General features: G+C 45.1%; 1 protein-coding gene and 1 pseudogene. Both read right to left on the reverse strand.

From position 1 onward, the window contains the following. Nucleotides 1-651, reverse strand: a pseudogene (locus B3763_RS06645) (hypothetical protein); the annotation flags it as partial. 11 nt (nucleotides 652-662) lie between these two features. Next, nucleotides 663-1,130, reverse strand: a 468-nt coding sequence (locus B3763_RS06650) for a bactofilin family protein (protein WP_286745006.1), incomplete at its 5' end; no start/stop codon positions are given.

Genomic DNA, 1,130 nt, shown 5'->3' on the forward strand with positions numbered 1-1,130 from the left:
TTTATCTCCCTTAGGTCCTTGTGGGCCGGCATCACCTTTTTCCCCTTTGTCACCTTTAGGTCCCTGGGTTCCTTGTTCGCCCTGATCGCCCTTGTCGCCTTTAAGCCCCTGAACTCCCTGAGGCCCAATAAGGGAAGTTCCGCTGCCCCAACTGCCTGCTGATTTAGGGCCGAAGAGTTGGTAAGAGGAGGTGTTGAGATAGAAGTCTCCGTCTGCACCAACGGAGGAGTCTGGGTTACTGGTTCCTGCGTGAAATTTCTGCTGATACAGGTATTGACTTAAATCCACGCTTCCACCTTGTTCTAATGAGAGAATACCGGTTTGTGCATCGAAAGACAGTTGTTGGTATTGCCCTACCTGCACCGATCCGTTGCTCTTAAGGGCTGTCCAACCGGTGGGGGAGTAATAGTAAAAACCAGCCTCACCATCGGTTTGAAAAATGAGCAAACCCAAGGCAGGATTTTTAATATTGTCTCTTTGCTTGAGGGAAATGCGTGGTACCAAAAGTCCCTGACTGTCTGATTTCAGTTCTAAAATGGCACTTTCATCAGGTTTGAAGTCTGTTTTTCCGATTCCCACCGACTGCGCATTTGCCAAATTGATACAGGTCCAGAAAATGACCGTAGTGAGTAGTGTAGTTTTCCATCGCATAACCATAATGTTTAGGCTAGTTGTTGTTTTAAACTGATCTGTTTTATGTGTGTCGCGGTGGGGTCTTGCATTTGGCAAAGGCCATTGAATTGGGCTCCTTGCCTGATTGAGAGTTTGTTGGTGATTAGTTCACCATCGGCCAGAGCATGGCTTTCTAACAGGGTTTCTCCCTGAATTTGAGCTTTTCCTTGCCATTGACCATTAATAATAAGTCGCTCTGCTTTTATTTCGCCTAAGACTATAGAGCCTTTGGTGGTTTCTACCGAGCTTTCTGAACTTATTGTGCCGTGAAATGAACCACTAATAACCAGAGGAGAGTTTGTTTTGAGGTGTCCTTCTAAATGAGTACCCGCATCAATACGATTGATTGTTGGGTGGTTGTTCCTGTTTTGGTTAACTCTCATACGTTTAGCAGTTTTTTGGCTTAATAAACTTAGAGAGCTTGCAGTTCTTACTTCTGCAAATTTTACGCATTCAGT

The organism is Roseivirga sp. UBA1976 (assembly GCF_002336325.1).
GTDB lineage: Bacteria > Bacteroidota > Bacteroidia > Cytophagales > Cyclobacteriaceae > Roseivirga > Roseivirga thermotolerans.